Origin of the sequence: Salicibibacter cibarius (genome assembly GCF_016495725.1) — a bacterium.
Classification (GTDB): Bacteria; Bacillota; Bacilli; order Bacillales; family Marinococcaceae; genus Salicibibacter; species Salicibibacter cibarius.
Map to the genome: position 1 here is coordinate 3,698,454 of NZ_CP054705.1, position 21,750 is coordinate 3,720,203.

A 21,750-nucleotide genomic window follows, 5' to 3' on the forward strand; every position below is an offset into this window, starting at 1 on the left:
CTGCCCCGAAAACTGAAATGGCAACACCAGTCCATTGAATGCTTCGAAGTTCTTCTTTTAGAAACCATACACTCAACACCACAGTTACAGCTGGGATCATGGTTTCAAGGACGGCTACATTCGTAGTGCTTGTAAACTGCAATGCTCCGTAAATAAACGTGTTAAAAAAGGCAATACCTGTTATAATGATGATAAAAAGCGGCCTTTTATAATTGATAAATTGTCCACGATGTTTTCATGCCTGTCGATAACCTATAGGTAACAGAACCAGAAATGCGATAACTAAACGGATACAGGCTATAGTAAAAGGTGGCAAATCATTGATGGCTTTGCCTACAAGGATATTTCCTGCAAAAAAAATCACCACCAAAATACACAAAAAATAAGCGCGCATAAAACACCTCAAAACCAGAACCAAACATTTAGAAAATCCTATTTGGATATTAGGTTATTCAAGGGTATTTCCTAAAAAAACACCCTCCTGTTTGTAGAGAATTACAGAACTTACGTCTTTTAATATAGTGCCGATGTATCATTAGCCCCCTGGATCATGTCCGTGATAGCCACATAAATGTTTGGTGGATACTCAGCTATTCGATGGACGAGGTATAAGTACCACTCACTGCCATATGTCAGATAAACACGAACAGGGAAACCATCATCTTTAAGTTGTTTACAGAGATCAGGACGAATGCCGTATAGCATTTCGGCTTCGACATTTGGATTTTGTAAATATCCACGATCGATGATTTGTTTATAAATCCCATCATCATGAGAAGCAACCGAAACTTGATGACCTTCTTTTACACATAGTTCCACCAATTCAAGGTAACGTTGATCCAACTTCTCTGATCGGGGAATACAAATTTCTGGTGGTTCTTGGAATGCTCCTTTAACAATTCGAATTGCACCAGAATATTTAATTAATTCTTTAATATCGTCGTGTGTTCGGTACAATTGCGCTTGAAGTGTGACGCCAATGTTTGGATATTTGGCTACAGCTTTTTTATAAACCGATAGAACCTGGTCCGTTTTTCCCGACTCTTCCGCGCTAATCATAAGAGATAAATGATATTTCTCAGCTTCTGCAGCCATTTCTAACAAGTTTCGAAGAGCAAGATTAGGTTCAACAGACAGACCGATATGTGATAAATCAAAGGAGATGCGTGATTGTAACCCTTGATTTCCGCATTCTCTTATCAAAGAAATAAACTCATCTTTTGCTCGAACACATTCCTCTTTTTTGACTGTGTTTTCCCCAATAAATTCAAGAGAAATACGATATCCTTTATGAACTAATTGATCACCTGCTAATACACCATCTTCTTTATTTTCACCTGTTACGAAACGTTTTGCTGATCTCTGAAACAACGGATAAAGTTCAGCAGACTGTTGTACATACTCCTTGATATCTAAATTTCGAGCAACGGATTTCAGTGTATCTTCAAATTGTTTTTCGACTGATAGATTATCCATATTCTCACCTCAATGAAATTAAAAAGTCTTTCTGCTTTCTATTCTAACTATTTGCTATGCTCTTGCCGATTTTCAAGAATATTTTTCAACAAGTCAATAAAGAGTGCAATAATTATTCCACAAATGCGCTCGTTCGTATTAGTGGAAGAAAGATAGGTCACATATAAGCTGGCATACAGGATTATATGCGACCTTTAACCTTACCTTTATCCTAAACTTCCTTCACCCATATGTTTTTGGCTATAGTATTTACTTTTCGAGTTATCAAATACAACCAGATTAATCATTACTCCTAAAATCAAAAATGCAAATGAACCAATGATATAAACTGGACGAATTTCAAATAGATCAGCTGAAATCCCAATCACTGCCGTGAGTAAAATTATTAGCACAGCTTCTAAAATACCTAAAACACTCGAAAACCTCCCCATAATGTTTACTGGGACATTATTTTGATAAAAAGTTAAAAAACCTGTGTTCGCGAATGACAGGGCAAAGGTTAGAGTGAAAAAGCCTATAGATGCAAAAATAAAGTCATGCGAAAACGCAAAAATTAAATAACCAACCGGCGTAAATATAGCACCAACGCCGATTAATATATTGAGTTTTAAGTTTTTAACGAACAAAGCATTTATCAATGAACCAGCTATGATGCCTATTCCCGCAATACTTACCAAAAATCCATACGCACTTTCAGATAATGAAAGCACTTCAGTTGCAAATGCTGCTTCTAAAGAATCTAACGCAGTCATAAATACAGTCATCCCACTAAAGAGAATGTACACCAACGTAATGTGCAGGTTTGATTGACTAAAACTAAGAATTTGCTTCCAATCATTTCTTATTAGTTTTAAATTTACTTTTTCCGACATTACTGTTTGTCTTCTTAATTCCAAGTTCGGGAGTAAAAGGATGATTAAGGCTGATATACATAACGCAAGAGCATTTAATTGGATAGCTAAATACGGGGATCCTAAAATAAATAGAAGCCCCGCAATTGAAGGTCCTAATATAAAACCACTTGAATTAATGAAATTTCTAAGTGCATTAAATCTTTGACGATTTGCTTTAGGTATAAGCTTCGTCATGTAGACCATGGATGTAGGCTCAAAAATTGAACTTGCAATATTAATGATAAACACAAATACATAAATTAAAATAAGGGATGTTCAAATAAATAATTAGTCAATTATGGTAATATACACAAAAGTATCCTTTGTATATGTTTTAATGGTAGTAACAGCAACCAAAAATATAACAAAGGATACTGGTACCATGATACAGAAATTATCTAATGGATTCAAAGAAATTATGATAGAAACGATCGACAAATTAAAAAGTTCCGATAAACGCATCGCTTTAGCCAAGATCGCCAAAACCTATGGAGATGGAGGACAAACAGCTGTAGCGGAAACATTTCATGTGAGTAGAGATACGATAAGAAAAGGAAGTTATGAGCTAGAATCAGGGTTTCCAATCACAGATGCTTTTCAAGCAAGGGGTAGAAAGAAAGTCGAAAAAGACCATCTCCCTCACCTGTTAGAAGATATCCAAGCCATTGTAGATGGCCAAAGCCAAACCGACCCCAGTTTCAACACGACTCAACTGTATACAAGAATGACCATTCAAGAAGTCAGAGATCAACTCGTTCTCCAAAAAGGCTATCAAGATGCAGATTTGCCGACCAACCAGACGTTAAATACCAAACTCCATCAATTGGGCTACCACCTCAAGAAGGTGCAGAAAACAAAACCGGTCAAGAAAATCGAAGAAACCGATGCGATCTTTGAAAATCTCCACGCCACTCATGAAGCTTATCAAGGAGAAAGCAATGCGGTTCGTCTTTCCTTTGATACCAAGGATCGAGTGAAAATCGGACCGTTTTCGAGAGGTGGAAAAAGTAGAGTGCGTGTAGAGGCCGCAGATCATGATTTTGGTCAGACATTTTTATCACTATTTGGAATCCTGGATATGTCCAATGAGCATGTCGAACTCACTTTCACGGCATCGAAAGTGACAGCTGATTTAATCGCTGATCAAATCGAAGCCTATGTTCACAAGTTGCGTTCACAACAGGAGGTGGATACCCTCATCATAAACGCCGATAATGGTCCTGAAAATAACAGTCGTCGAACACAATTCATGAAAAGAATGATTGAGTTTGCGGCCACCTACGACATCAAAGTCATCTTAGCCTATTACCCGCCCTATCACAGTAAATACAACCCGATTGAAAGGGGTGGGCAGTGCTTGAGCAACATTGGAACGGGGCCCTTTTGAACACACAAGAGATGGTTTTAGGATTCGCTGAGAGTATGACTTGGAAAAAGAAGCACCCTTCTGTCACCCTTGAAGAAAACACCTATGAGACAGGGAAAAAAGTTGAAAAGAACGTAATGGATCAATATGAAAAGATGATTGATCGAGCCAAAGGGATCGGGAAATGGTTTGTGGAGATCCACCCTCATCAGTGTAAGGCAGCGTTATATATGGGCTTAAAGACACAGTGAATAAAATTGGGGGAAAGGGGAGGTGTATGTCCACACGTTAATATTCGTTCTGTAAGCCTAAATATCAATAAATTTGACACGATGAGTGGGGTGTGAATGACAATAAATCCCTCATCATTCGGCCTCGCCCCATTATTGGCTTGTTATTTTTCTTAAATTCCCTAAGAGAATCCATTTGTGGAAGCGACAATATGAATATCGCTCTCATTAAGTCTAAGAAAATCATCAGATTCCTCTTATTTAATCTATCGATAAAACTTCCCGACCAAAAATTAGTACATATAGTGGCAACTGGTATAAGGATGTACAAAATCGATACCGCTAATGGCGAGCCTGTCATATCCAAAACAACCAAGTTTAGCGAGATTAAATAAACCCAAGCACCTAAATTTGATACACCAAGACCTACAAGAAGTAATAAGGGATTTTTCCACCGCTTCAAATCTCACTCACCCCTAAATTCGATGTTTTGAAACAACAAAAAAGAATCTCACCTCCTAGTCATTAGACTTGAGGACGAGACTCCTTGAATTTAGAAGTTCGCGGTGCCACCCCAGTTTGTTCTTGTGTCACCACAAAAACCTTTTCAAGTACGCCTGCAGTGTATACTGTAGGATATACTCTATCTCTATAACGGGAGAAACCGGCACAGCATCAATCGTCATAAAAAACAGTATCCTTTGTGCAGCTCCAAGCTTTGGTTCCATGTACCCGTACATCCTCCATCGCAGTAAACGGAGTTCTCTGTCATGCTTAGCTACATGTACTCTTCTCTTCATCGCTTTTTAGCATGAATATATTGTACTACAATTCAATTAGTTTTAGAACAGTGACCGAAGGAATCAACTCAATTTCATTAAATTTATTAGCCCCGATTCTGGCACAACTTTTATTCCATTAAAGCGTTTGTATTCGATTATTTCCGTATCAATTATTTTCTTAATTGTATCAAGATACCTCAATCATAACGTAAGTGTCCCGATGTTACCTGTTCCCTCACTCTCTTTAGTGTCCGATGTTATTTTTCCGTTATCAACCTCGATAAGCCGCTTCACATGGAGAAGCAACTGCTTATCTTCGACTATGATTTTGTCGAAGTTGCCAATTTGGCTAATCGCTTGATAAATAGCTTCTTTTGTTACATCCGCCGAGAATATGAGTATGCCATCCACGATTAAGCTGATGGGTTCGTCCAGACTGAGAAGCGTTTCGTTATTCCAAATTTCTTCCCCTTCAACCAATAAATATTCATTTTCAAAGCTTATAATTTCGGTTTCCAGAAGATCACAGCGCTCAAGGAGCAGATCCTCGAGATGTTCGGGACAAACGATATAAGATTCCGTATGAATGTTGTTGATGTTTTCTATCAATTCGCCTCGTGTGATTTCTGCAGTAAAAATCATTGGTGCATCTGTATACAATTTTTGATGTGAAAAGCGCTTCAGCATATTCCGAGTCACTTTTAATGTTTTTTCAATATAGGCATAACCGTTTGGAATGATTTCAAAAACTGGATTTCCTTCACTGGAAAGAGCTTTTCGCACAGCCGGTTCCAGGTGCGCGCGGAGTATAACGACCCCGTTCATATAAAGCTGATCTATATGGTTGTTAACATCATTCGCTTCCACATCATCCGCAAATCTGATCACCCCGTTACCGAGAATTGAAGTCACTGTTTCAAAACTTTCAAGGGTTTGTTTTGAAAGTGTGTGGCTTCCGCTGAACATTTTGGGCATTTTATCGTATCCTATCACAGCGCCTTGGACATCTCCGATTTTTGACTCAATTGTTCCTCGAATTTCATTCGGTACCATTGCTGCCCCTTGTAATTGAATATCTTTGACACGTTCGAGAAAAGTTTCCCCATGAACGTCTTTTTCAATGAAGAGCGCTCCTAACACCACAGCTCGAAGTGGTTCTACCAATTGTTCCAAATACTGCTGCGTAATGGTTAACCCACCTTGTATGAGTTGATAACCTTCCTCAACTTCAATGACGCTACCGATATTGCCAATGTTGATTTTCTGCAAAATGTCCCCTTTCCCTTTTCGAACCATGACCACTCCGACATTTCCAATCCACTCAATGTCATTTAAATTTTCTTCTGTCGTATTCAACAGGTTTAATACGCCAACATTACCTATCTTTCTTTTCATTATCCCTTCCCCTTTAGCAAATTTGTTTTCGTAACTTTATCAGCGCCGATCGCAGTTTTGATCTGACCGTTGAGGCAGGTAACGACAGCTGCCTACCGATTTCCTCACTTGAAAATCCGAGCCAAAACTTTTGAAAAACAATTGTGCTCTGTTCCTCCGACAATGCTCCAAGAAGTTCCATCATTTCAATGTTTTGAAATGCGTTGATACTTGGAAATAATTGCTCGTGTTGTGTTTGTTCATATGGTGCATATCTTTTACGTTTCCTACGCTCATCAATCAAGAGGCGTTTCATCACTTTGAAGAACCATGCTTTTTGTTGATGATGCTTTAGCTCAAACACCTTTTCATCCTTTAATGCACGTAGCCATGCTTCATGAATCAGGTCATTGGCTTCTTGTTCATGCCGAGCGATACTCAAGGCAAAACGCCGTAAGTCGGGAAATAATTTTTCGTACTGTTCTCCTCCCATAAACTCCCTCTTCAAAATCAAAATTGGCTCATTTATGAATATAACGTTTCAAGTTGAGCAACTGTTGAATGATTTAAAAAAAATTTACCTTAACTCCCGCTTACACTTCTTCTTGTGCTCCATTTAACGAATACAGATATCAAGGCTTAATATTTTTTCGCAATAAATCTAATCAAAATTTATACCCGAAACGTTATCTTAGTAAACACATTAAATGGGGATATAAAAATGGCGATAAAATCACTATGGAAAAACAGACCTTATGTACGTATGCTTATAGCTCAATCCTTTTCATCGTTTGCAGATTGGATGTTCCTTATTTCTGTTTTAGCATTAGCAGGGTTAACATTAAATGCTTCTTCGCTTGATATGTCTTTTATCATGCTTTCTTTTATTATTCCGCAGCTTTTCATTTCTCCTGTTGCAGGTATTATCGCTGATAAATTAGATCGTAAACGGATTATATTGATTTCAGAGTTAGGAAGAGCAGCTATTGTTCTTTTTGTCCCTTTGATCTCAGCGATTTGGCAATTAGCATTAATAATGATGACATTGAGTTCTTTCACAAGTTTTTTTATTCCTTCTAAGAACGGTAAAATAAAAGAAAACCTTGATGAAGGGAATTTACAACAAGGTGTAGCGATCAGTGGAATGATTGATAACGCAAGTAAAATCTTCGGTCCGTCTTTAGGTGGTTTTCTGATAGCTACTCTTAACTTACCTACGTTATTTTACATGATTAGTATATTCTATGTTTTATCTATTTTGGCTGTACTTTTCTTACCTAAAGATCAATACAGTAAGATTGAACCAGAAGCAAAAGAAACAGATTCACGTATCACCACTTTGTTTAAAGGTTTTAAGGACATAAAATCCAATCCTTTAATACTCTCTGGTATGATCGCCTTAGCAAGTGGAATGTTTTTTGTACAACTCATTGATTCTCAGCTAATCTTGTTCTTGGATCAAACGTTTGACCCGTCATCACAAGTTTTAGGGTATTCAATGGCAGCAAGTGGTCTAGGAACTCTTTTCATAACTGCTTATTTGAGTAAAAGAATAATAAATAATTATTCCTTATATTACTTATTAGGCATTTTCACGCTAGGCGCTACCTTTATAGCTATCCTAATTTTCACAGTAACTTCGCAATTTATAGGAATATTTCTAATACCTTTTGGCTTTTTTATAGCAGGAATAGCTCTTGGAAGTATAATGATCTCATTTCAAATACTTGTTCAAAAATCCATTCCTGTTACCCATACAGGGCGTATCTTTGGTGCTATTTCTGGAATTACAAGTTTAGCAACAGTTCTAGGCCTTACATTAGGCGGTGTTAAAGCTGAATTGCTTGGGGTATACACAGCATACTTTGTGGCAGGGATTTGCCTCATCTTACTGTCCGTATTTTTAAGACTATACGCCACATTAAAGAATTAAAAAAATATTGCCTTCCATGGTTGATAGTAAGATTCAAGTTCGGACAGAGTTATTTCGTTAAATGGCCTCGTTCACGCCACAACCTCTATTACTACTTTCACGAAAAGAACCCCCTTGGAGTCTGCATTCAAAGGGGGGAGCCTTATTTTTATTACAACTACAAAGGTCGCCCCTCTTTGAGCGCTTGCTTTAACTTTTGCTGCATTTCGCCGATGCCGCGACTGCCAAGTAACGGCATCTCAATGTTGGCATGGGGGCCAAAACTTTTTTCAACGATTGGTTTGTATTTTTTACCGGTAAGGACGACGAGGTGTTGAAAATCGTTCAGTCGCTTCTTTCGTACTTGTTCAGCCAAACATTTCATTGAAATAATATCATCACTTTTATGGCTAAAAGATAAGTCATAGGGGCCGGGAACAGTGTCCTCCAGCTGTAAAAACCCGTGTTTCGCTGATAAAATCACCCATTGGGGATGAAACATCTCTGCGTATGCACGACACAGACGGTGAAATGTCCCAATGTAAGCATCACGGGCAAAGACGGGGCCAATCTCCCCTTCTTTGTCCCAGATTTTTCTATTCCCGCATGGGAGAATCGCAAGGGTTGTCACAAAATCACCGTCCTATTTCTACAGTAAGAAAAACAGTACAATAATCACGAGCAAAATCACTCCTGCACCCATACACCCAATCGCCCCGCAACCCGCGCCGCCAAACCCGCCCCGGTAACCTCTGCCATAGCGGCGGCGACGGCCTCCAAGCATGGAGCCTAATGCCATGCCGCCGAGGAAAGAACCTGTTCCTCCCCTACCATTGCCGCTACTATTTGACGCACGGCTTGACGAACGACTTGTCGCACGACCGGAGAAACCACTTGCAGAGCCACGTGATCTTCCGCCGCGAGTATTTCCTCCTCTCGGACGGCCACCGCCACGGCGTCCTCCGCCTCCTCTTCTTCCTCTTCTGCTCATTACTGAACCTCCCATTTTCTTTTTGCTATTCTTTCATTTTACCAAAATTCCTATTTCGTTTCTCAGGTCAATAGTCATGCTTTTTCGCCTTCAAACCGTGCATACACTTTTCTATTTGGGCGTGGACCATCGAATTCACAGTAATAAATGCCTTGCCATGTTCCGAGTATCAATTTTCCGTCCTTCACAAGCACTGTTTCACTCGTCCCCACGGTGCTCGCTTTCAGATGGGCCGCTGTATTTCCTTCCCCGTGCCGGTCTTTAGGGTGGTTCCAAGGGTAGATTTCATCCAGGCGCCGGATAACGTCTGTTTTGACGTCGGGGTCAGCGTTTTCATTAATTGTTAAACCCGCAGTCGTGTGCATATTAAAAAGCGTGACGATGCCATCGCGATACCCCTCTTTCGTTACCCAATCTTGAATATCTCCGGTAATGTCGATCATTTCATCCCGTTTTGATGTTTTGTACTGAAACATTTTCATATAAATTCCTCCTTCTTATACCAAATCCACACGTGACCGTATGGCGTTGGCAAGCATCAAAATGAGCCAAAAGGTGATGAGGCCTACGATGAGAAGAACCCCCGCGAGTGCATATCCCAACGCTTCCATATAATTGAAAATCTCGGTGACAAACACCCCCATCATCGTGCCGATCATGACGACCATCATATAAAAAATAAAGGTTACACCCCACTTCATAACGGGATGTTTTAATAACGTGAGCAAGGCAATCACCGAAGGGGTCAGAACAAACATCGTTGCCAATTGCGCGCTTGCATGGAAAAGGATCTCGGAAAAATCCGCATCTCCGAAACCGATCATTCTCCCAAATCCTTCAAGCACGATCCAAATCACACCGATGAGCATGACAACGAGTGCCCGTGCTTGAAAAAACGTTTTTAACGGAAGGGGCAACGAAAGCATGAACCTCCTCGTTTTATGTTTATCATCCGTTTGCGTCAACGTCAGCGCCAATATAAATATAATCACAAAGCCGGTCACGGAATAGTCTGTGTAAAATAAAGCCCCCGCGAACGGCGCAAAGATCACAAGAAAAAGAATCGCCCAGCGCAATAGCCACAGATCCAATTTCATAAGAGGTGCCATTACTCATCACCGCCTAAATAATAATCATGCAAATCCTCCAAGGCGGCTTGCTTCGACCCTTCTTCTTCAGGCTTTCCTTTATGTATCGTACCGTCAGCAGCTACGGCATGATTTTCCCGCAACTTCTCTACCAGACCGTGCGCGAGAATCTCTCCTTTGTCCATCAACCAAATCGATGAAGCAAGTTGCTCCATATCGGCCAAAATATGTGAAGAAAAAATAATCGTCGTTCCACGCTTTTTATTTTCCTCATTCAACAGCGCGATCATTTGTTTTCTCGATTTCGTGTCCAAGCCGGAGGTAGGTTCATCGAGCAACAACATTTCCGGATGATGGGCAAGCGCCGTCGCAATGCCTGTTTTCATACGCATGCCACGTGAGAACGTCTTTACTTTTTTCTTTTTATCAACCTCAAATTGATCAAGCAATGAAAAAAAATACGTATCATCCCAGCCTGTATAAACCTCGCTTAAAAATGAGGCCAATTTCGTCGCGTGCATATCGTCGTACACCGATAAATCATCGAAAACAAAACCGACCGTTTGCTTCCATTCTTGCATAGACGTCGCCGCCCCCTTGTCCGTATACCGATGAATGTTGCCACTTGTCGGCCGGATTAACCCGAGGACGAGTTGAATCATCGTCGACTTCCCTGCGCCGTTGTTCCCGATGACGCCGAGAATTTCTCCTTTTTCAATCGCATGCCCGGGCAGCGACAGCGTGAATTGATCCCTTTTCTTTGTGACTTCATTAAATTCAAGACGCGTGGACATCCGTTCACCTCCAAAAATAATTTTTCGAAAAAAAGATGGACTAGATCTATTTTCATGGTATAATATTCATTAATTATCAAATTACATCTTAATAATAGTATTTAATTCCTGATTTTAATTGCGGGGGACGCACATATGAATCTTCATAAACGAAATAAAATGTTGGCGAAACTGACTTGGGCTTTATTTGCCCTTGGGTTGATCGGCAATTTTGTCAGTGGCGTACCGACCGATGCGATTATCATCTTTACCATAACAGGAATCTTTTTAGCAGGTATAATCACTTTATTAACATATATGCAAAAAATCATTCCCGTCGTTCCTTATATCGTCACCGTTGGATTTGCCATTTTAACGATCGTTTTAGGTTTTAGCTCACCAAAGCTCTCCAATTTTCTGATCGTCTTTTTAAGCATCGCCATCGTTTCACTTTATCAAAATTATCGATTGATCGCATTAGCCGGTTTTCTTAATTTGATTTTAACAAATGTTTTTTTTATTGTATTGAATGAATCGATGTTTGTTGGATTAGGGACAGATATACAAATTTCACTAAATCTATTTGTCATTCTAATCACATTGGTATTGATGGGACAGGCCACCATTGGAACAAAACTGCAGCAAAACGTCGAAAATCAAGCGGAACAAGCCCTTCAAGGGAAAAAACAACTGGAAAAACTATTTGAAAAAGTCTCCCATTCGCAAGCAACCATCAAACAATTCAGCCGCAAAGTTAATGAAAACGTTTCTTCCATGAAGGAAGTATCCAATCAATTAAGGGAAGCATTCACCGAGGTTTCAAAAGGAACCGAGCATCAGGCGGCCAGTGTAAGCGAAATGAATGACCTTATGCAAAGTCAAGATCACACTGTAAACGAAGTGACAAGCCATACAACAAATGTGGCGACTGCAACGGATGACAGCTTAAAAGAGGCGACGGCCGATTATGAAAGGCTGCGGCAGTTAAAAATAGAAGTGGGCAAAGTTCAAAAAATGGTTCAAAGCACCGCTGATACGATGAACGAATTAGTGAACAAATCAAAAGATGTCGGTACGATTCTTGTCACGGTTGATGGGCTTGCCGAGCAAACGAACCTGTTATCATTGAACGCGGCCATCGAGGCTGCACGCGCGGGAGAACACGGAAAGGGCTTTGCCGTCGTCGCTGACGAAGTGCGAAAACTCGCGGTAGATTCCCAACAATCAACGAAAAAGATCGCCGATATCATCCACGGGATTCAAGAACAGTCCGGAACGGTCGCCAAAGAAGTGCATCGAAGCAAAAGCGCCATCGATGAAAGCCTTGATATGGCAAAGCAAAGTGAAGAAAGCCTAGAGAAATTGGTAAAAAACATGGGGACTATGAGAGAATCGGCTCGTTCGCTTGAAACCCTCGTTAAAAAATTGGAGGATTCTTCTGAAACAATTACCGGTGAAATCACTGCCATCGCAGGTGTCACCCAAAATTCGCACGGAATGGTCGAAGAAGTATTCGCAAGCGTCGAAGAACAAAACGAATACATGGTCGAAATCAACGATCAATTTGAGCAATTGGAAGCATTAAATGAAGACTTATCGGAATTAGTGGTGAATACTCCTAAATAACAACAACATTTCCACGGCGAACTTCTTAACGTTCGCCTATTTTGGCTACCCGTCCAAAACAAGCGCACGGACTGCCTCAATGACCACTTCCGGATGATCGGCGTGCAAAAAATGATCGCCATCGGGAACGATGATTTGTTCACTTTCTGTAGACCATTCAAGTAAATCTTTTTGTGATTCCCCCCAACCTTCCATATCGTTTTCCCCGCCGGTGATAACCGTTAGCGGAATGTCCCCTGTCTCTCCGCCATTAAGCACTGTATTACCGTTGTCGTTTAAACGCGATCTTTCTTCCAACATGGTATTGTTCCAGAGGTTTTGCATCGTTTGCTTGCGATTTAATTCAAGCACGTCACCCGGTAGATTTTCATTTGTATCTAAAATCCCTGGATAGATGGATCCAACAGCGCGTACAACCCCTGTATTCCGCAAAAACTGCATGCCTCTAAAGGGCAACACATTCGGCACGGACATTTCAGCCGCAAATTGCGGACTTGCCCCGTCTACAAGCACAATGCCGTTAACCGCTTCCGGATGTTGTTGCGCATAATGAAGGACATCAAGGGATCCCATGGAATGAGCAACCATTGTATAAGGCGGCGAAGCCTCACTGCCTGATAAGGCAGCGTCCATCTCGGAGACAACCTGTTCAATCGAACGTGAGGCTTTTGTTTGTTCGCTCCAACCATAACCAGGACGTTCATATACCACTGTTTTGGCATCATCGGTTAAAGCCTGTTGGATTTCAAACCAATCAGCATAAGGAGAAGAAGTGCCACTCCCCGGCACAAAAACGACCGACTCTCCTTCGCCCTCCACAGTAATATGTTGCTCCGTTCCCTCGATCTCCACCATTGAACCAACAGGAGAATGCGCCTCTCTATCCAAGTGGAGCCCGACCTTTTGAAAAATAACTCCCGCGGCCAGAAGCCCAAAAATGCTCGCGACAAGAATGAGTAGCCCTTTTCGCATGAGAATATCTTCGCCCCTTCTTTGAATTATCCATTATTATACTGAAATAATTTAAAGTTTTACAGGCATGGGCTAAAATTAGCTTGCAGTCATACTATCTTTATGTTAAGATAATATTAATTCGGAATAAATGATATTGAACTAAATCCCCTTTATGAGATGGAGGTGAAAAAACGAATGACGAAGACCAACAATCGTCTTAAAGCATTCACCGTTTTAAACCGGGCGACACAATCGATCCAAGATGCGCTCAAAAAAGATGTGGCCCGATATGGTGTAAATCTTAATGAGTTTGCTGTTTTGGAATTGCTCTATCATAAAGGGGATCAGCCTATACAACAAATCGGAAAACAAGTCCTGATTGCAAGCAGTAGCATCACCTATGTTGTCGATAAGCTTGAAAAGAAAGGATATCTACACCGAAGGGCATGTACGGACGATCGTCGTGTGATGTATGCAACCATTACAGAATCAGGGCAGCAATTTATGGACGAAGTATTTCCGGATCATGAACAAAAAATCGAATCCATTTTTAACGAATGGTCTGAAGAAGAAACTGAAGTTGCAATTGATTTGCTAAAAAGAGTAGGTCAACACATATAAACATCGGATCATTCATTTTTTTTTAATATTTATCTTGATTTGAAGATATATGAAATAAATATAAGGAGCGATTGTATGATAACCCTTTATACGACGCCAAGTTGCACATCTTGCAGAAAGGCAAAAGCATGGTTGCAAGAGCATGATATTCCTTTTAGAGAACGGAATTTGTTTTCTGAGACAATAACTGCGGACGAATTAAAAAGCATTTTAAGCTTAACTGAAGACGGAACGGATGAGATTATTTCCAAACGCTCAAAACAATATCAAAACAGTGATGTTAATATTGAGCAATTGCCGATCAGTGATCTATTCAGTTTCATACAGGCAAACCCCGGAATACTAAAAAGACCCATCATCGTGGATGAAAAGCGTCTACAAGTCGGCTATAACGAAGATGAGATCCGCATGTTTCTACCAAGAACCGTCCGCCAGTATCAATTAGAGGAAGTTTTGGCCGACGTTAACTAATAAGGAGATCGTTTAGATAAAAAACAGCAACGGAGGATTTTATAATGGAACATTTAAAAGGAATTCATCACGTGACAGCCATCACGAGCAGCGCCGAGAAAATTTATGACTTTTTTACGTATGTATTGGGCATGCGCTTAGTCAAAAAAACGGTAAACCAGGATGACATTCAAACCTATCACTTATTTTTTGCAGATGACGAAGGAAACCCGGGGACGGATATGACGTTCTTTGACTTCCCAGGCATTCCAAAAGGTGTGCACGGTACGAATGAGATTGCAAAAACGTCCTTCCGTGTGCCGAGTGACGAGGCTTGGGACTATTGGGTGAAACGTTTTGACCGTTTGGAAGTCAAACACAAAGGCATTAAAGAGCAATTCGGGAAAAAGACGCTTTCGTTTGTCGATTTTGACGATCAACAATATCAGTTAATTTCTGATGAAAATAATCAAGGAGTCGCTTCCGGCACCTCGTGGCAAAAGGGACCGATCCCTTTGGAATATGCGATTACAGGGCTGGGCCCAATCTTTGTACGCGTGGATAACGTTGATTATTTTAAGGAAATGATGGAGAAAATCTTATTTTTTAAGGAAATAGACAAAGAAGGTTCTTACCGTCTGTTTGAAGCAGGTGCAGGCGGGAATGGCGCCCAAGTCATCGTGGAGTATAACGCGATTCTTCCCCAAGCACGGCAAGGGTATGGAACGGTTCATCATACCGCATTCCGTGTCAACGACCGCGCGCATTTGGATGCATGGATGAAACAATTGCAGTCATTCAACGTGTCGAATTCCGGTTATGTAGAGCGTTATTACTTCGGATCATTGTATGCGAATGTTGCTCCGCGCATATTGTTTGAATTTGCAACGGATGGCCCTGGCTTCATGGGTGACGAACCGTACGAAACACTTGGGGAAACGTTATCTTTGCCTCCATTCTTCGAATCCGAACGCAAAGAGATTGAAAAACAAGTCCGAGCCATTGATACAGTGAGAAGCACGAAGGAATTTGAAAAGGAATACGAATAATCACCAGTCGTGGTAAAGGCAACTCGCTATCGTGCTTATAGCGAGTTTTTTACATATTCGAGTAAAAAGATCGAAGCAAATGTTGTTTTGAAAAAATGAATGCATGACAAAATGACGAGTGATACCAAAATTTTGTCTTCACCATTTCACCGGGATCAAATGTTACCAATTTGTTTTAAAAATATAATCGTTGTATTTGTTATCATATACACAGACTGTACTTTTGATCGGAAAAGAAGCGAAGCGTAAGTGTTCATAGTATAATAAGAGAAGTAACAAATTCCGAGACAGGAGAGTTTTTGATGAATCTAGGGATAATAGTAATGATTCTTTTAGCTGCTGGTGTGATCGTAGGAATTACTCTTGCCATCGGCCGTAATGATAATAATTACAACAGTGAATCCAGCTTTAAACTAATGACTATCATGTATACGGTTGTTGTTCCTATCGTCTTGATCATTGCCGTCGTAGTTTTGGCTGCCATCTTTATGTAAAGGTCAATCAATATTTTGTATGCATTCTTAATCCGGTTAGCAACAATATCACTGTCTTTATGCGTTTTTCATGCAATAAAATAACACCCCTTTAATAAGGGAGTGTTTATATATCCAAATTAACTATCTTGCTGTAATGGCGGAGGAGGAGGGATTCGAACCCCCGCGGGCCGTGAAGCCCCTAGTAGATTTCGAGTCTACCCCCTTCAGCCGAACTTGGGTACTCCTCCAAAAACGCCGTACAGCTTTATATCCTAACGGAAATTGTGTTGTTTTTCAAGCGATCCGTTTAAAATTCCGAATAGGACTTCATTTTATCCTGATTCGCTCCACACCTCCACACGTGATAAGATAACGTCTGACTACATTTTAATAAAGGGAGATAATCATGGGCAAAGTTATCGTCGTTGGCGGCGGCCCCGCTGGGTTAATGGCTGCCGTTGCCGCTGCTTCTCATGGCGCGGATGTTACGTTAATCGATAAAGGCAATAAGTTGGGGCGCAAGCTCGCAATTTCCGGCGGCGGACGCTGCAATGTGACCAACCGCATGGATGAACGGGAACTGATTCGCTACATTCCCGGAAACGGGAAATTTATGTACAGCCCGTTTTCCGTTTTTAATAACGAAGATATCATTGCTTTTTTCGAAGGATTAGGCATTGCCCTCAAAGAAGAGGACATGGGCAGAATGTTTCCGGTAAATGATAAGGCCGCTACCGTCGTACAAACACTGCTCGACCAACTTCGCCTTAAAGGTGTCAAAACGATCACCGATCAACGTGTCACCGGTCTCGCCTTTGATCAGGAACGCGTGACAGGGGTGAAGTTGGAAAATAACACCGTTGCTACAGCCGGCCAAGTCATCATTGCGACAGGCGGCACTTCCGTTCCGCACACAGGCTCTACCGGAGATGCTTATCCGTGGGCAAGAGACGCCGGGCATACCGTTACCGAACTTTATCCAACGGAAGTTCCCATCACCTCAAGCGACCGCTTTATTCGCGAGCGGACATTGCAAGGCTTATCCCTTCGAGATGTTGAACTGACCGTCTGGAATCAAAAAAAGAAAGCAATCGTAAAACATGAAGGCGACATGCTTTTTACGCATTTTGGCATATCCGGACCCATTGCCTTGCGCTGTAGCCAATATATCGTAAAAGAACAAAAGAAAAATAGCGGCAAACCTGTTTCGTTAAGCATTGATCTCCACCCGGGAGAAAACATCGGGGCGTTGGAACAACAGCTGCAAAAATTGAAAAAAACATCCGGTGAAAAATCCTGCAAAAATGCCCTTTCTCCGATAGTACCGGAACGTTTCCTCCTTCTTTTATTGGAACGGGTAAATATTGATGCCTCGGCAGCTTTAAAAGATGTCCAGACCGAAACACTGCAAACACTGGCAAATGAAATGAAACAGTTTACGTTCTCCTCCGACGGCACCCTTTCGTTGAAAAAAGCATTCGTCACCGGTGGCGGCGTTTCGGTTAAAGAAATCGAACCGAAAACGATGCAATCCAAAATAAAACAGGGGCTTTATTTTTGCGGGGAAGTGCTCGATATTCACGCATATACAGGTGGCTTTAATATTACCTGTGCATTTTCAACAGGATATACAGCGGGAAAAAGCGCGGCAGAAGCCTATGAAAGTGTGTCATCCAATCATCCTCCGATTTAGGTCCCCGAACGTTTCTAATATTAGCAGATATAGTATAGCTTAAATAAAGTTTAACAATTCGATATTTTTTATGTTAAAAATGTCGAGTATTTTTAAAGCTGCTTTGCTATGATGTGGACATGAAAGGAGGGATACATTGCTAAAAGAATTAAACTTGGTGATTGATTATATAGAAGAGCATTTACTTGATGAACTATCTCTTGATAAAATTTCTGAATATGCCGGGGTTTCCGACTATCACTTTAGAAAGATATTCTTTTATCTTTCAGGGCTGACGCTAAGTGAATATATAAGAAACAGGAAACTATCGGAAGCCAATAAGAATTTATTGAATGGGGAGACAGTAACAGATGTTGCCTTCAAATATGGCTATCAGTCAGTAGACGGCTTTACAAGAGCATTTAAAAATTGGAGTGGATTTTTACCCTCAGACGCAATAAAAAAAGGCATAAGCAAATCGTATCCCAAGCTTTCATTCATCATAACTGTTAAAGGGGGGACCAGTATGGAATTCAGAATTGAAAACAAACCAGCATTTAATTTAGTCGGTGTAAGCAAGCGTGTTCCCATGCAATTTGAAGGTGTTAATCAGGAGATAGAAAAGCTTGCAGAAAGCATAACAGATGAACAAAGAGAAGAAATGCATTCACTTCAAAATATAGAGCCTTATGAAATTGTTAATGCTTCTTATGATGCTGACTCTAATTTCGTGAAAGAAGAAGGGGATTTAACTCATTTGATAGGTGTGTTAACGACTAAAAATCAAGTCAGCGATCTATTAGACGTAGTGCCTGTTGAAGCCTATACTTGGGCAATATTTCCGAATGAAGGCCCATTTCCATCTATGTTACAAGAAACAATGGCAAAAACCTATTCAGAATGGCTTCCTTCTTCTGATTATGAAGTCATCAATGCCCCTGCTTTTTCTTTTACTAAAATGAATCAGCATAAAAAAGACTACGCCTATAGTGAAGTTTGGCTTCCTGTGCGGAAGAAATAAAAACAGCAATCAATGAATTCGGCGTAACTTTATATTTCACTGTCACTCTTTGAGAGTGACCAAAAATAGCATAAGATACCAACGTAAAGACACAGAACTGAAAACCTTTGAAGAGCAACGCTTATAAATCTGCGTTGCTCTTTTTAAGTTATTGGACCAGTCACATTAATTAATATTACATAAGAGCCTTTTCAAACCACCATGAAAGAAACATCTTTATTGCCCCTCTACAAAAGGGTCATATAAAGGGCGTCATACTGTCTAAAATTACGCTTTGGCTGTAAAAACAGATCATTAAAAGTAAATGTCTTCCGTTTGACGACCTAACGACTCCCCCGTTCTCCAGTTAGGGCTCCATTCCTCTCCGTTGGCGACCTAACGGCTCCCCTGTTCTTCAGTTAGGGCTTCATTCGCTTCCGTTGGCGACTTAACGGCTTCCGCGCTCTTCAGTTAGGGCTTCATTCGCCTTCTTTTCCCTTCAGCTAATCAAAAAACGAGCGAGAAGCTGCTGCCTCTCGCTCGTTTTTCTAATTCGCTACGATATTGACCAGTTTCCCCGGCACTGCGATTACTTTACGAATAGTTTTCCCCTCGATATTGGAGGCGACTTTTTCATCCGCCAGTGCAATTTCTTCCATTTCTTCTTTTGTTGCTTCTTTTGACATGTGCACTTTCGAACGAACTTTTCCGTTTACTTGCAAGACGATTTCAACCTCATCTTCGACAAGGTAGGATTCATCATAAGTTGGCCATTGTTCATACGTGATCGATGCTGTGTGCCCAAGCATCGACCATAATTCTTCCGTCACATGGGGCGCGAGTGGAGAGAGCAATTTCACAAAACCTTCCATCGCTCCACGCGGAATGGTTTCTTCCTTATAGCAGGCGTTGATGAAAACCATCAATTGGCTGATGCCGGTATTAAAGCGCATATGTTCAAAATCATCGCTTACTTTTTTAACAGTTTGATGGTAAACGGACCAAAGAGTATGGTCGTCTCCCGCCTCATCTGTAACAACAGAAGCCAGCCCTCCATCTTCCGAGACGAAAAGTCGCCATACGCGATCGAGAAAGCGCCGGGACCCGTCCAGACCGGTTTCGGACCAAGCGACTGCAGCATCAAGCGGTCCCATGAACATTTCGTACATGCGTAAAGTATCCGCACCGTGACTGTCAAGAATATCGTCCGGGTTAACGACGTTCCCTTTTGATTTGCTCATTTTTTCATTGTTTTCCCCGAGAATCATTCCCGGATTATACAAACGTTGAAACGGTTCGTTTGTCGGCACGACACCAATATCGTATAAAAATTTATGCCAGAATCGGGCGTACAACAAATGAAGCACTGCGTGTTCGGCACCACCGACGTACATATCGACCGGGAGCCAATAATCTAATTTCTGGTAGTCGGCAAAAGCATCGTCGTTATGAGGATCAATGAAACGTAAGAAATACCAGCAGCTACCTGCCCATTGCGGCATCGTATTCGTCTCGCGACGCCCTTTCATTCCCGTTTTCGGATCGGTCACTTCCAACCACTCCGTCGAATTCGCGAGTGGAGACTCCCCGTTTCCGGGTGGCTTAAATTCATCCAAATCAGGGAGTACCAATGGAAGTTCATTTTCATCGACAGCGGACATGGAGCCGTCTTCCCAATGAATGATCGGAATCGGCTCACCCCAATAGCGTTGGCGACTGAACAGCCAGTCACGTAGCCGATAGCTTGTTTGTTTGCGGCCTACACCCCGATCCTCCAACCAGGTAATGATTTCTTTTATGGCATCCTCTTTATTCAGCCCATTGAGAAAATCAGAATTAACATGAGGACCGTCGCCGATGTATGCTTCTTCTTCAATATTGCCGCCGGTCACGACTTCCCGAATCGGAAGATCATACGCACGGGCGAATTCATAATCTCGTTCGTCATGAGCGGGCACGGCCATGACGGCCCCCGTCCCATAGGTGATGAGCACGTAGTCCGCGATCCATACCGGAATCTCCTCTCCGTTCACCGGATTGGTCGCGTACGCGCCTGTAAATACGCCGCTTTTTTCTTTTGTCAATTCCGTCCGTTCCAAATCGCTTTTCAAGGAAACGGCTTTTTTGTATGCTTCTACATCCTCGCGCTGATCCGCTGTCGTTATTTTATCCACCAATTCATGCTCCGGTGCCAACACCATATACGTGGTACCGAACAATGTATCGGGGCGGGTTGTAAATACGCGAATGGGTTCCTTGTCTTTATCGGCAACCGTAAACGTGACGTCCGCCCCTTCGGATCTCCCGATCCAATTGCGTTGCATTTCTTTAATACTTTCCGGCCAATCAATCTCTTCCAAATCATCTAAAAGGCGATCGGCATAGGCGGTGATGTTTAACATCCACTGCTTCATTGGTCGGCGTTCGACCGGATGCCCGCCCCGCTCGCTTACACCGTCAATGACTTCTTCGTTCGCGAGCACTGTTCCGAGCGCCGGGCACCAGTTAACCGGCACTTCATCGATATACGCTAGCCCGTGTTTATACAGCTGTAAAAAAATCCACTGGGTCCATTTGTAATAATTGGGATCCGTTGTATCGATCTCCCGGTCCCAATCGATGGAGAAACCCAACGCCTTAATTTGGCGACGGAAATTCTTTATGTTTTCTTCCGTAAAAAAACCGGGATGATTATTCGTATCGAGGGCATACTGTTCAGCTGGCAAACCGAAAGCATCCCAGCCCATCGGGTGCAAGACATGATACCCTTGCATTCGTTTCATACGAGCCAAAATATCCGTCGCTGTATACCCTTCCGGATGGCCGACATGCAATCCTTCTCCGGATGGATAAGGAAACATATCCAACACGTAAAATTTAGGCTTTGAGTGATCATCGCCGTCTGTCCGAAACGTTTTGTTTTTTTCCCAGAAATTCTGCCACTTTTTTTCTATTTCTTTATGAGCAAAAGCCATTCCGACCGCCTCCTTCATGAAAAATGAAACCCGCCCCTCATC

20 protein-coding genes, 1 tRNA gene and 3 pseudogenes are annotated in these 21,750 nt (G+C 41.6%); 9 read left to right on the forward strand and 15 right to left on the reverse strand.

Going from position 1 to position 21,750, the window contains the following annotated elements:
• Nucleotides 1-49: 49 nt before the first annotated feature.
• From HUG15_RS23190 to HUG15_RS18650, 3 genes and pseudogenes are all read right to left on the reverse strand, one after another.
• Nucleotides 50-394 (reverse strand): annotated as a pseudogene (locus tag HUG15_RS23190) (EamA family transporter); the annotation flags it as partial.
• 119 nt (nucleotides 395-513) lie between these two features.
• A complete protein-coding gene (locus HUG15_RS18645; protein ID WP_200124660.1) occupies nucleotides 514-1,476 on the reverse strand; it encodes a proline dehydrogenase family protein in 963 nt (320 codons plus the stop codon).
• Nucleotides 1,477-1,682: 206 nt separating this feature from the next.
• A complete protein-coding gene (locus HUG15_RS18650; protein WP_246516405.1) occupies nucleotides 1,683-2,618 on the reverse strand; it encodes an MFS transporter in 936 nt (311 codons plus the stop codon).
• A 133-nt stretch (nucleotides 2,619-2,751) separates the two neighbouring features.
• On the opposite strand from HUG15_RS18650, the pseudogene HUG15_RS18655 reads away from it, so the two are divergent.
• Nucleotides 2,752-3,986: pseudogene (locus HUG15_RS18655) on the forward strand (ISAzo13 family transposase).
• Nucleotides 3,987-4,149: 163 nt separating this feature from the next.
• On the opposite strand, the pseudogene HUG15_RS23195 reads toward HUG15_RS18655, so the two are convergent.
• The 4 genes and pseudogenes from HUG15_RS23195 to HUG15_RS18670 all read right to left on the reverse strand — a co-directional run.
• Nucleotides 4,150-4,428: pseudogene (locus tag HUG15_RS23195) on the reverse strand (MFS transporter); the annotation flags it as partial.
• Between the two features lie 127 nt (nucleotides 4,429-4,555).
• Complete coding sequence (locus tag HUG15_RS23735; RefSeq protein ID WP_425504017.1) at nucleotides 4,556-4,693, reverse strand: hypothetical protein; 138 nt, start codon at nucleotides 4,691-4,693, stop codon at nucleotides 4,556-4,558.
• A 255-nt stretch (nucleotides 4,694-4,948) separates the two neighbouring features.
• Entirely contained in the window at nucleotides 4,949-6,142 is a 1,194-nt protein-coding gene (locus HUG15_RS18665; RefSeq protein WP_200124666.1) for a hypothetical protein, read from the reverse strand.
• 13 nt (nucleotides 6,143-6,155) lie between these two features.
• Nucleotides 6,156-6,614 carry an RNA polymerase sigma factor gene (locus tag HUG15_RS18670; RefSeq protein WP_200124668.1) on the reverse strand — a complete coding sequence of 153 codons (459 nt, stop codon included), beginning with the start codon at nucleotides 6,612-6,614 and terminating at the stop codon, nucleotides 6,156-6,158.
• Nucleotides 6,615-6,842: 228 nt separating this feature from the next.
• Between HUG15_RS18670 and HUG15_RS18675 the strand changes: the two genes are divergently transcribed.
• On the forward strand, nucleotides 6,843-8,054 hold the full coding sequence (locus HUG15_RS18675; protein ID WP_200124670.1) for an MFS transporter: 1,212 nt from the start codon (nucleotides 6,843-6,845) through the stop codon (nucleotides 8,052-8,054).
• A gap of 157 nt (nucleotides 8,055-8,211) precedes the next feature.
• Here HUG15_RS18675 and HUG15_RS18680 read toward each other — a convergent pair whose 3' ends face one another.
• The 5 genes from HUG15_RS18680 to HUG15_RS18705 all read right to left on the reverse strand — a co-directional run bounded on the left by HUG15_RS18680 (nucleotide 8,212) and on the right by HUG15_RS18705 (nucleotide 10,906).
• Nucleotides 8,212-8,664 carry a DUF6884 domain-containing protein gene (locus HUG15_RS18680; RefSeq protein ID WP_200124672.1) on the reverse strand — a complete coding sequence of 151 codons (453 nt, stop codon included), beginning with the start codon at nucleotides 8,662-8,664 and terminating at the stop codon, nucleotides 8,212-8,214.
• Between the two features lie 18 nt (nucleotides 8,665-8,682).
• Complete coding sequence (locus HUG15_RS22745) at nucleotides 8,683-9,024, reverse strand: hypothetical protein (protein WP_211202266.1); 342 nt, start codon at nucleotides 9,022-9,024, stop codon at nucleotides 8,683-8,685.
• 74 nt (nucleotides 9,025-9,098) lie between these two features.
• Nucleotides 9,099-9,506 (reverse strand): secondary thiamine-phosphate synthase enzyme YjbQ, encoded by a 408-nt coding sequence (locus tag HUG15_RS18695; RefSeq protein WP_200124678.1) that lies wholly within the window; start codon nucleotides 9,504-9,506, stop codon nucleotides 9,099-9,101.
• 15 nt (nucleotides 9,507-9,521) lie between these two features.
• A complete protein-coding gene (locus HUG15_RS18700; protein WP_200124680.1) occupies nucleotides 9,522-10,133 on the reverse strand; it encodes an ABC-2 transporter permease in 612 nt (203 codons plus the stop codon).
• Nucleotides 10,133-10,906 (reverse strand): ABC transporter ATP-binding protein, encoded by a 774-nt coding sequence (locus HUG15_RS18705; protein ID WP_200124682.1) that lies wholly within the window; start codon nucleotides 10,904-10,906, stop codon nucleotides 10,133-10,135. Before HUG15_RS18705 ends, HUG15_RS18700 begins: the two co-directional genes overlap by 1 nt.
• 135 nt (nucleotides 10,907-11,041) lie before the next feature.
• On the opposite strand from HUG15_RS18705, the gene HUG15_RS18710 reads away from it, so the two are divergent.
• Nucleotides 11,042-12,511 carry a methyl-accepting chemotaxis protein gene (locus HUG15_RS18710; protein ID WP_200124684.1) on the forward strand — a complete coding sequence of 490 codons (1,470 nt, stop codon included), beginning with the start codon at nucleotides 11,042-11,044 and terminating at the stop codon, nucleotides 12,509-12,511.
• A gap of 45 nt (nucleotides 12,512-12,556) precedes the next feature.
• On the opposite strand, the gene HUG15_RS18715 is transcribed toward HUG15_RS18710, so the two are convergent.
• The gene (locus HUG15_RS18715) at nucleotides 12,557-13,483 is read right to left on the reverse strand and encodes an alpha/beta fold hydrolase (protein WP_200124686.1); all 927 of its coding nucleotides are present in this window, start codon (nucleotides 13,481-13,483) and stop codon (nucleotides 12,557-12,559) included.
• Between the two features lie 177 nt (nucleotides 13,484-13,660).
• Here HUG15_RS18715 and HUG15_RS18720 point away from each other — a divergent pair, with 177 nt between their 5' ends.
• The 4 genes from HUG15_RS18720 (at nucleotide 13,661) to HUG15_RS18735 (ending at nucleotide 16,079) form a co-directional block, all read left to right on the forward strand.
• Nucleotides 13,661-14,086: a MarR family winged helix-turn-helix transcriptional regulator gene (locus HUG15_RS18720; RefSeq protein ID WP_200124688.1), complete on the forward strand. Its 426-nt coding sequence runs from the start codon at nucleotides 13,661-13,663 to the stop codon at nucleotides 14,084-14,086.
• Nucleotides 14,087-14,161: 75 nt separating this feature from the next.
• Nucleotides 14,162-14,557 (forward strand): transcriptional regulator SpxA, encoded by a 396-nt coding sequence (gene spxA, locus HUG15_RS18725; protein WP_200124690.1) that lies wholly within the window; start codon nucleotides 14,162-14,164, stop codon nucleotides 14,555-14,557.
• Nucleotides 14,558-14,601: 44 nt separating this feature from the next.
• Nucleotides 14,602-15,585, forward strand: a complete 984-nt coding sequence (locus HUG15_RS18730) for a ring-cleaving dioxygenase (protein ID WP_200124692.1) — start codon at nucleotides 14,602-14,604, stop codon at nucleotides 15,583-15,585.
• Between the two features lie 302 nt (nucleotides 15,586-15,887).
• Entirely contained in the window at nucleotides 15,888-16,079 is a 192-nt protein-coding gene (locus HUG15_RS18735) for a hypothetical protein (RefSeq protein WP_200124694.1), read from the forward strand.
• A gap of 137 nt (nucleotides 16,080-16,216) precedes the next feature.
• On the opposite strand, the gene HUG15_RS18740 is transcribed toward HUG15_RS18735, so the two are convergent.
• Nucleotides 16,217-16,309: transfer RNA gene (locus HUG15_RS18740), tRNA-Ser, on the reverse strand.
• A gap of 158 nt (nucleotides 16,310-16,467) precedes the next feature.
• On the opposite strand from HUG15_RS18740, the gene HUG15_RS18745 reads away from it, so the two are divergent.
• On the forward strand, nucleotides 16,468-17,754 hold the full coding sequence (locus HUG15_RS18745) for a BaiN/RdsA family NAD(P)/FAD-dependent oxidoreductase (protein ID WP_200124696.1): 1,287 nt from the start codon (nucleotides 16,468-16,470) through the stop codon (nucleotides 17,752-17,754).
• A gap of 136 nt (nucleotides 17,755-17,890) precedes the next feature.
• Nucleotides 17,891-18,754, forward strand: coding sequence for an AraC family transcriptional regulator (locus HUG15_RS18750; protein WP_200124698.1), 864 nt, complete (start codon nucleotides 17,891-17,893; stop codon nucleotides 18,752-18,754).
• A gap of 527 nt (nucleotides 18,755-19,281) precedes the next feature.
• On the opposite strand, the gene leuS is transcribed toward HUG15_RS18750, so the two are convergent.
• Nucleotides 19,282-21,708, reverse strand: a complete 2,427-nt coding sequence (leuS, locus tag HUG15_RS18755; RefSeq protein ID WP_200124700.1) for a leucine--tRNA ligase — start codon at nucleotides 21,706-21,708, stop codon at nucleotides 19,282-19,284.
• Nucleotides 21,709-21,750 lie beyond the last annotated feature (42 nt).